Origin of the sequence: Kitasatospora sp. NPDC058032, assembly GCF_042885845.1 — a bacterium.
Lineage (GTDB): Bacteria > Actinomycetota > Actinomycetes > Streptomycetales > Streptomycetaceae > Kitasatospora.
The window spans coordinates 269171-278184 of the sequence record NZ_JBHVRK010000011.1 but is presented as its reverse complement, the minus strand read 5'-3'; the positions used below and the strand labels follow the sequence as shown (position 1 = coordinate 278184).

Here is a 9014-nt window from a genome sequence, read left to right as displayed (position 1 = left end):
ACGCCCGGTTACATTCCGAACCCGGAAGCTAAGCCTCACAGCGCCGATGGTACTGCAGGGGGGACCCTGTGGGAGAGTAGGACGCCGCCGAACAATTCTTCTGAGAAGCCCCTGCCGGGGATACCGGCAGGGGCTTTTCGCATTTCCGGGTCAGAGTGCGAGCTTGAATCCGATGTGCGAGGGAACGAAGCCGAGGCGCTCGTAGAAGCGGTGCGCGTCGGTGCGGGTGGCGTCGGAGGTGAGCTGGACCAGGTCGGCGTCCAGTGCGCGGGAGCGGTCGATCGCCCACCGGATCAGGTCGGTGCCGAGGCCGGTGCCGCGTTCGTCGGCGTGGATGCGGACGGCTTCGATGACGGCGCGGGTCGAACCCTTCCGGGCGAGGCCCGGGACGACGGTCAGTTGGAGGGTGCCGATCGTCCGGCCGGCGCGTTCCGCGACCACGAGGTGCTGGTGGGGGTCGGCGTCGATGCGCGCGAGAGCGGTGCGGTAGGGGGTCAGGTCGTCGGGGCTTTCGCGGGTCGCGCCGAGGGGATCGTCGGCGAGCATGGCGACGATGGCCGGGAGGTCGTCCTCGGTCGCCCGGCGGATGATCAGATCGTTCATGGGCACACCCTAGAAGACCCCTGGAGGCCCCTTGGGCGTGATCCGGCGTCATGTGCCGGTAGGCGGGCTGGTGATGACCGCGAAGACGGCTCCCTGCGGGTCGATGAGCTGACCGAGGCGGCCGACGCCGTGGACGTCCATGGCGGGGATCCGGACGGTGGCCCCGAGGCGCTCCGCGGTGGCGAGGCGGGCATCGACGTCGGGCACCTCGAAGTAGGGGAGCCAGTGCGAGGAGGTGCCGGCGGCGGTCTGCTCGGGGCCGAGCTGCATGATGCCGCCGTGAGCGTCCTCCGTGCCGCCGCCGGACGGGGTGAGGACGGTGTACTGGAGCTCGCCGCCGACCGGGACGTCCTGTTCCTGCCAGGCGAAGACCGCGCGGTAGAAGGCCTTGGACGCCTCGGCGTCGACGCTGTAGCACTCCGCCCAGCAGAGGCTGCCGGGCTCGGTGACGGTGTCCAGGCCGTGCACGTCCTGCGGCTGCCAGACCGCGAAGTCGGCGCCGGTGGGATCGGTGTAGCCGGCCATCCGGCCGCTGGTGAAGACGTTGAACGGGGCGAAGCGGACCCGGCCGCCGGCCTCGCGGACCAGGGCCGTCGTGCGGTCGGCGTCCAGGGTGCAGAAGTAGACCGTCCAGGCGGGGGCGGCGTGGGTGTCGGTGAACGGCCCGAGCGCGGCGACGGTCCGGCCGTCCTGCTGGAAGAACCCGTAGCCGCCGGCCTCGGGACCGGCCGAGGCGTAGGTCCAGTCGAAGACCGAGGTGTAGAAGGCGACCGAGGCCTCGGTGTCGGGGCTGGTGAGGTCGAGCCAGTTGGGTGAGCCGGGACGGAAGGCGGTGGTGAGCATGGTGTGCTGCCCTTCGACGACGTGCCTGGCCCCTCCCTGGTCCTTCCAGCGTGGCACTCGGGCCCCCGGTGTCGCACCCGGACGGTACGGTGCGTAGCAGAAGTCGTCCCGCACGGTGAAGGGGGCCCGGTGGCCAGGCAGACAGGGGCACGGACCGCCACCGGCGGCACCGCGCAGGCGGCCGCGCCGCCGCGCCAGCTCGCCCAGGTCGAGGGGGTGCTGGAACGGATCACCTACGCCAACGAGGAGACCGGCTACACGGTGGCCCGGGTGGACACCGGGCGGGGCGGCAACGATCTGCTGACGGTGGTGGGCGCGCTGCTCGGCGCGCAGCCGGGCGAGTCGCTGCGGCTGCACGGCCGGTGGGGGTCGCATCCGCAGTACGGGCGGCAGTTCGTGGTGGAGAACTACACGACGGTGCTGCCGGCGACGGTGCAGGGCATCCAGCGGTACCTGGGGTCGGGGCTGATCAAGGGGATCGGGCCGCGGTTCGCGGAGCGGATCGTGGAGCGGTTCGGGGTGGACACCCTGGAGGTGATCGAGAACGAGCCGGGCCGGCTGATCGAGGTGCCGGGGCTCGGTCCCAAGCGGACCAAGAAGATCGCGGCCGCGTGGGAGGAGCAGAAGGCCATCAAGGAGGTGATGGTCTTCCTGCAGGGGGTCGGGGTCTCGACGTCGCTGGCTGTGCGGATCTACAAACAGTACGGGGACGGCTCGATCGGGGTGGTGAAGAACGAGCCGTACCGGCTGGCTTCGGACGTCTGGGGCATCGGCTTCCTCACCGCGGACCGGATCGCGCAGGCCGTCGGCATCCCGCACGACAGCCCGGAGCGGGTGAAGGCGGGGCTGCAGTACGCGCTGTCGCAGAGCAGCGACCAGGGGCACTGCTACCTGCCCGAGGAGCGGCTGATCGCGGACGGCGTGAAGCTGCTCCAGGTGGACGTGGGGCTGGTGATCGACTGCCTGGCGGAGCTGGTGGCCGTGGAGGGGGTGGTGCGCGAGCAGGTGCCGGGGGACGACGGCCAGTCGATCACGGCGGTGTACCTGGTGCCGTTCCACCGGGCGGAGATCTCGCTGGCGAACCAGTTGCTGCGGCTGCTGCGGACGGACAGCGACCGGATGCCCTGGTTCGCGGACGTGGACTGGCCGGCGGCGCTGGCCTGGCTGGCGCGGCGGACGGGGGCGGAGCTGGCGCCGGAGCAGGAGCAGTCGGTGCGGCTGGCGTTGACCGAGAAGGTCGCGGTGCTGACCGGCGGGCCGGGGTGCGGCAAGTCGTTCACGGTGAAGTCGATCGTGACCCTGGCGCTGGCGAAGCGGGCCAAGGTGGTGCTGGCGGCGCCGACCGGGCGGGCGGCGAAGCGGTTGTCGGAGCTGACCGGGGTGGAGGCCTCGACGGTGCACCGACTGCTGGAGCTGCGGCCGGGCGGGGACGCCGCGTACGACCGGGACCGGCCGCTGGACGCGGACCTGGTGGTGGTCGACGAGGCGTCGATGCTGGACCTGATCCTGGCGAACAAGCTGGTCAAGGCGGTGGCGCCGGGGGCGCACCTGCTGTTCGTGGGGGACGTGGACCAGCTGCCCTCGGTGGGGGCGGGCGAGGTGCTGCGGGACCTGTTGGCCGAGGGCGGGCCGATCCCGTCGGTGCGGCTGACCCGGATCTTCCGGCAGGCCCAGCAGTCGGGCGTGGTGACCAACGCGCACCGGATCAACGAGGGCCTGCCGCCGCTGACCGAGGGCCTGCCGGACTTCTTCCTGTTCGCCGAGGACGACGCGGAGCTGGCGGCGGGCCTGACGGTGGACGTGGTGGCGCGCCGGATCCCGCAGAAATTCGGTTACGACGCCCGGCGGGACGTGCAGGTGCTGGCGCCGATGCACCGCGGCCCGGCCGGGGCGGGGAACCTCAACACGCTGCTGCAGGCGGCGGTGACGCCGGCCCGGGAGGGGCTGGCGGAGCGGCGGTTCGGCGGGCGGACGTTCCGGGTGGGGGACAAGGTCACGCAGGTCCGCAACAACTACGACAAGGGGCGGAACGGGGTCTTCAACGGCACAGTGGGAGTGGTGACGTCCCTCAGCGCGGACGACCAGCGCCTGACGGTGCTGACGGACGAGGACGAGGAGGTGCCCTACGACTTCGACGAGCTGGACGAGTTGGCGCACGCCTACGCGGTGACGATCCACCGGTCGCAGGGGAGCGAGTACCCCGTGGTGGTGATTCCGGTCACCATGTCCGCGTGGACGATGCTCCAGCGAAATCTGCTCTACACGGCGGTGACCAGGGCCCGAAAACTGGTCGTGCTGGTGGGATCACGGAAAGCGATCGGGCAGGCGGTTCGCAGTGTCAGCGCAGGTCGGAGGCATGCGGCGCTGGATCACCGGCTTGCGTCTGGATGATTCTCCAAGGGATGGTTGCCTCTATTGTTCTCTTGACGTGAAGAGATTTACGACAGAGCCTGGTGGGGTGCCGATCTTGTCCGGTTCGTACCGGCAGCGGCGGCAGGTTTTGTAGGGGCGGGCCCTTTCGGGTCACCCCGGGTGCGCGGCTGTCCGCCGGATGGGGGATGGTAGAGACAGTCAGGGCACCTTGGAAGAGGATTCATTTCGTCGGTGAGGAAGACGTGAGCGACAACTCGGTAGTACTGCGGTACCAGGACGGCGAGTACGAATACCCCGTCGTCGAGAGCACTGCGGGCAACGCCGGCTTCGACATCTCGAAGCTGCTCCCGCAGACCGGCCTGGTCACCCTGGACAACGGCTTCGGCAACACCGCCGCCTACAAGTCCGCGATCACCTTCGTGGACGGTGACAACGGCATCCTGCGGTACCGCGGTTACCCGATCGAGCAGCTCGCCGCCAAGGGTGACTTCATCGAGACCGCGTACCTGCTGATCAACGGCGAGCTGCCGAACTCCGATCAGCTCGCGCAGTTCAACCGCGAGATCACCCAGCACACCCTGCTGCACGAGGACGTCAAGCGCTTCTTCCAGGGCTTCCCCCGGGACGCGCACCCGATGGCGATGCTGTCCTCGGTGGTCGGCGCGCTGTCGACGTTCTACCCGGAGAGCCACAACCCGTTCGACGCGGCCCAGCGCCACCTGTCGACGGTCCGCCTGCTGGCGAAGCTCCCGACCATCGCCGCGTACGCGTACAAGAAGGCGATGGGCCAGCCCTTCGTCTACCCGCGCAACGACCTGAGCTACGTCGAGAACTTCCTGCGGATGACCTTCGCGGTCCCGGCCGAGGACTACGAGCTCAACCCGGTCATCGTCAACGCGCTCGACAAGCTGCTGATCCTGCACGCGGACCACGAGCAGAACTGCTCGACCTCCACCGTGCGCCTGGTCGGCTCCAGCCACGCCAACCTGTTCGCCTCGATCTCGGCGGGCATCTCGGCGCTGTGGGGCCCGCTGCACGGCGGCGCCAACCAGGCCGTGCTGGAGATGCTGGAGAGCATCCAGAAGGACGGCGGCGACGTCGACGCCTTCATCACGAAGGTGAAGAACAAGGAAGCCGGCGTCAAGCTGATGGGCTTCGGCCACCGGGTCTACAAGGCGTTCGACCCGCGTGCCGCCCAGGTGAAGCTGCTCGCCCACGAGGTGCTGGGCCAGCTCGGCAAGTCCGACGAGCTGCTCGACATCGCGCTCAAGCTGGAGGAGCACGCGCTCAAGGACGACTTCTTCGTCTCGCGCAAGCTCTACCCGAACGTGGACTTCTACACCGGTCTGATCTACCGCGCGATGGGCTTCCCGACCAGCATGTTCACCGTGCTGTTCGCCCTCGGCCGGCTGCCGGGCTGGATCGCCCACTGGCACGAGATGATCAAGGACCCGACCAGCCGGATCGGCCGTCCGCGCCAGATCTACACCGGCACCGCGATCCGCGACTACGTCGAGATCGACGCCCGCTGACGCCGTGCACCCGCACTGACGCCATGCGCACGCCCTGACACCGTGCCACGAGGGCCCGGCCGCACTCCTGCGGCCGGGCCCTCGTGCTTCTCCACCTCAACGTCCGGCGCACGACTCCGGGGGCGGCGGTGGACCGGGAACGGCCGCTCAAAGCGTTCCCGGTCCCGCCACACCCCGGCGTCGTGCGCGAAGGCCGCCAACCGTCGGCGACCGACCCGGGGCCCGCCGGAGCCCCGTCGGCGGCAGCGGTGGTCATGCGTCGACGCTGTGCCGTTCGCCACGTCTCCGCCCACCGAAAAACTGCCGCACTACCAACCTAAGACGTATCAGCGTGTGAGAAGTTACGCCGGGGGGGTGTGAGCTGCCTCTCGCCACGCTCCGTGTGCATGCCGTGCCGCCCCCATACCACACCTTCCACCGGCGGCGACGTCACCCTCCCCGCAGTCACGGCAACCGAGCGTGATAGGAATCGTGGCATTCCGGTACGGGCCGTCGCGCACCTTGCAGCGTGGCGGCGGAGCTGGGGAGGGAGTGCGCAGATGACCAGGAACGTGGTTGTCACCGGCGGTGGCACGGGGATCGGGTACGAGGTGGCACGGCGGTTCGCCGAGGCGGGCGAACAGGTCGTGATCGTCGGCCGACGGCGAGCGGTGCTGGAGGACGCCGCCGCGGCGCTCGGACCGAACGTGACCCCGCTGGTCTGTGACCTCGCCGACCCGGACGCCGTGGAGGCCGCGCTGGCCGACCTGCCGGAGCGGATCGACGTGCTGGTGAACAACGCGGGCAGCCGGGAGACCGTGATCGGCGCCGGGCCGCACGCCCTGCTGGCCCGCTGGCGCGGCGACTTCGAGCGCAACGTGCTGACCGTGGTGCTGCTCACCGAGTCGATCCGCGACCGGCTCACCCCCGGCTCCGGCCGGGTGGTCACCATCAGCTCGATCGCCGCCCTGCGCGGGGCCGGCTCGTACGGGGCGGCGAAGGCCTCGCTGCACGCCTGGAACCACTTCCTCGCCGCCCAGCTCGGCACCTCGGGCATCACCGCCAACATCGTGGCGCCGGGGACGGTGGCGGGCACCGAGTTCTTCGGGCCGCGGCTGGACGAGGCGGAGGTCTCCCGGCGGTCCGCCCGGACGCTGCTCGGGCGGATCGGGGAGACCGGCGAGGTGGCGGCGGCGGTGCACTTCCTGGCCTCGCCGGAGGCCGGGTTCATCACCGGCGAGATCCTGCACTGCAACGGCGGCGAGCTGCTCGGCCGCTGAGCCGGGGCAGACGCCCGCGGGGCCCGTACCGCACGTGCGGCACGGGCCCCGCGGGCTTTCCGGGGCGTCCTGGGTCAGGCGGCCCGGAAGCGGCGCAGTCGCAGGCTGTTGGTGAGCACGAAGACCGAGGAGAAGGCCATCGTGGCACCGGCGATCATCGGGTTGAGCAGGCCGGCGGCGGCCAGCGGGATCGCCGCCACGTTGTAGCCGAAGGCCCAGAAGAGATTGCCCTTGATGGTGCCGAGGGTCCTGCGGGAGAGCCGGATGGCGTCGGCGGCCGAGCGCAGGTCGCCGCGGACCAGGGTGAGGTCACCCGCCTCGATGGCGGCGTCGGTGCCGGTGCCCATGGCGAGGCCGAGGTCGGCCTGGGCGAGTGCGGCGGCGTCGTTGACGCCGTCGCCGACCATCGCGACGATCCTGCCCTCGGCCTGGAGGATCTCGACGGTGGCCACCTTGTCCTCGGGCAGCACCTCGGCGTACACGTCCTCGGCCGGGATGCCGACCTCGGCGGCGACCGCCTCGGCGACCAGCCGGTTGTCACCGGTGAGCAGCACCGGCCGCAGGCCGAGGGCGCGCAGTTCGGCGATGGCCTCGGCGCTGGTGGGCTTGACCGCGTCGGCGACCTCCAGGACGGCCCGGGCCGCGCCGTCCCAGCCGACCGCGACGGTGGTCCGTCCGGCGGCCTCGGCGGCGCGCTTGGCCTCGGCGAGCGGGGCGGGCAGCGGCAGGCCGTGCTCGGCGAGCAGGGACTCCCGGCCGGCCAGCACCCGGCGGCCCTCGACGTCGCCCCGGACGCCCAGGCCGGGGATGTTCTCGAAGCCCTCGACGGGGGGCAGGGTGCCGAGCCGCTCGGCGGCCGCGGTGGCGATGGCGGCGGCGATCGGGTGCTCGGAGGCGTGCTCCAGGGCGCCGGCCAGGCGCAGCGCCTGCTCCTCGGTGACGCCCTCGGCGGTCCGTACGGCGAGCAGGGTCATCCGGCCGGTGGTGACGGTGCCGGTCTTGTCCAGGACGACGGTGTCGACCCGGCGGGTGTTCTCCAGCACCTCGGGGCCCTTGATCAGGATGCCGAGCTGGGCGCCGCGGCCGGTGCCGACCATCAGGGCGGTCGGGGTGGCCAGGCCGAGGGCGCACGGGCAGGCGATGATCAGCACCGCGACGGCGGCGGTGAACGCCTCGGTGGCGCTGTCGGCGGTCAGCAGCCAGACGATCAGGGTGCCGATCGCGATGAGGATCACCACGGGGACGAAGACGGCGGAGATCCGGTCGGCCAGCCGCTGGGCGGCGGCCTTGCCGCTCTGCGCCTCCTCGACGAGCGCGGCCATCCGGGCGAGCCGGGTGTCGGCGCCGACCCGGGTCGCCTCGACCACCAGCCGGCCGCCGGCGTTGACGGTGGCACCGGTGACGGTGTCGCCGACGCCGACCTCCACCGGGACCGACTCGCCGGTGAGCATCGAGGCGTCGACGGCCGAGGCGCCCTCGACGACCACGCCGTCGGTGGCGATCTTCTCGCCGGGGCGGACCACGAACCGCGTCCCGACGGTGAGGTGTCCGACGGGCAGCCGCACCTCGCGGCCGTCCTGCAGCACGGCGACGTCCTTGGCGCCGAGGTCCAGCAGGGCGTGCAGGGCGGCCCCGGCGCGGCGCTTGGAGCGGGCCTCCAGGTAGCGGCCCAGCAGGATCAGCACGGTGACGGCGGAGGCCGTCTCCAGGTAGAGCATGGACGAGGCGTCGGTGTCGCCGACCGAGAACGAGAACTCGTGCCGCATGCCGGGCATGCCGGCCTCGCCCCAGAACAGGGCCCAGAAGGACCAGCCGAAGGCGGCCAGGGTGCCGAGCGAGACCAGGGTGTCCATGGTCGCGGCGCCGTGCTTGAGGTTGGTCCAGGCGGCGCGGTGGAACGGCAGGCCGCCGTAGACCACGACGGGACCGGTGAGGGCGAAGGCCAGCCACTGCCAGTTGGTGAACTGGAGGGCGGGGACCATCGACCAGAGGACCACCGGGAGGCTGAGCACGGCGCTGACGAGCAGCCGGTCGAGCAGCGGGTCGGCCGGCTGCGGCTGGGCGGCAGCGCCGGCGGGGGCCTCGGTCGCGGCGACGGGCACCGGCGGCGGGGGGAGTTCGGCGGTGTAGCCGGTGTTCTCCACGGTGGCGATGAGGTCGGCCACGGTGACGTCCGGCGTGAACTCGACCCTGGCCTTCTCGGTGGCGTAGTTGACGGTCGCCTCGACGCCGGCCATCCGGTTGAGCTTCTTCTCGATCCGGGCGGCGCAGGCGGCGCAGGTCATGCCGCCGATCTGGAGTTCGACGCGCTCGCGGACCGCGGTGGGGTCCTCCTGGCCGGCTATGGCGGTCGCCGCGTCCGGGGAGGTGGAGCCCGAGGTGGAGGTGCTCATGTGCTGATCAG

The 9014-nt window shown here is 71.4% G+C and carries 6 protein-coding genes and 1 rRNA gene; 4 read left to right on the top strand and 3 right to left on the bottom strand.

The features are described from left to right. Positions 1-93: ribosomal RNA gene (rrf, locus tag ACFVUH_RS20260) — 5S ribosomal RNA — on the top strand; the annotation flags it as partial. Positions 94-150: 57 nt separating this feature from the next. On the opposite strand, the gene ACFVUH_RS20255 is transcribed toward rrf, so the two are convergent. Both ACFVUH_RS20255 and ACFVUH_RS20250 read right to left on the bottom strand, forming a co-directional pair. After that, positions 151-603: a GNAT family N-acetyltransferase gene (locus tag ACFVUH_RS20255; protein WP_387914698.1), complete on the bottom strand. Its 453-nt coding sequence runs from the start codon at positions 601-603 to the stop codon at positions 151-153. Between the two features lie 48 nt (positions 604-651). Next, complete coding sequence (locus tag ACFVUH_RS20250) at positions 652-1446, bottom strand: VOC family protein (RefSeq protein ID WP_355368605.1); 795 nt, start codon at positions 1444-1446, stop codon at positions 652-654. A gap of 216 nt (positions 1447-1662) precedes the next feature. Between ACFVUH_RS20250 and ACFVUH_RS20245 the strand changes: the two genes are divergently transcribed. The 3 genes from ACFVUH_RS20245 to ACFVUH_RS20235 all read left to right on the top strand — a co-directional run bounded on the left by ACFVUH_RS20245 (position 1663) and on the right by ACFVUH_RS20235 (position 6610). Continuing rightward, entirely contained in the window at positions 1663-3837 is a 2175-nt protein-coding gene (locus ACFVUH_RS20245; protein ID WP_355368617.1) for an ATP-dependent RecD-like DNA helicase, read from the top strand. A gap of 224 nt (positions 3838-4061) precedes the next feature. Beyond that, complete coding sequence (locus tag ACFVUH_RS20240; protein ID WP_355368603.1) at positions 4062-5351, top strand: citrate synthase; 1290 nt, start codon at positions 4062-4064, stop codon at positions 5349-5351. Positions 5352-5890: 539 nt separating this feature from the next. Continuing rightward, entirely contained in the window at positions 5891-6610 is a 720-nt protein-coding gene (locus tag ACFVUH_RS20235; protein WP_387914697.1) for an SDR family NAD(P)-dependent oxidoreductase, read from the top strand. Between the two features lie 74 nt (positions 6611-6684). Here the strand turns inward: ACFVUH_RS20235 and ACFVUH_RS20230 are convergent, their stop codons facing one another. Beyond that, entirely contained in the window at positions 6685-9003 is a 2319-nt protein-coding gene (locus tag ACFVUH_RS20230; RefSeq protein ID WP_387914695.1) for a heavy metal translocating P-type ATPase, read from the bottom strand. Positions 9004-9014 lie beyond the last annotated feature (11 nt).

What these genes read in the sequence shown, in the direction of transcription:
- ACFVUH_RS20255 (WP_387914698.1), bottom strand. Translation starts at nt 603, where the DNA reads ATGAACGATCTGATCATCCGCCGGGCGACCGAGGACGACCTCCCGGCC.
- ACFVUH_RS20230 (WP_387914695.1), bottom strand. Translation starts at nt 9,003, where the DNA reads ATGAGCACCTCCACCTCGGGCTCCACCTCCCCGGACGCGGCGACCGCC.
- ACFVUH_RS20250 (WP_355368605.1), bottom strand. Translation starts at nt 1,446, where the DNA reads ATGCTCACCACCGCCTTCCGTCCCGGCTCACCCAACTGGCTCGACCTC.
- ACFVUH_RS20235 (WP_387914697.1), top strand. Translation starts at nt 5,891, where the DNA reads ATGACCAGGAACGTGGTTGTCACCGGCGGTGGCACGGGGATCGGGTAC.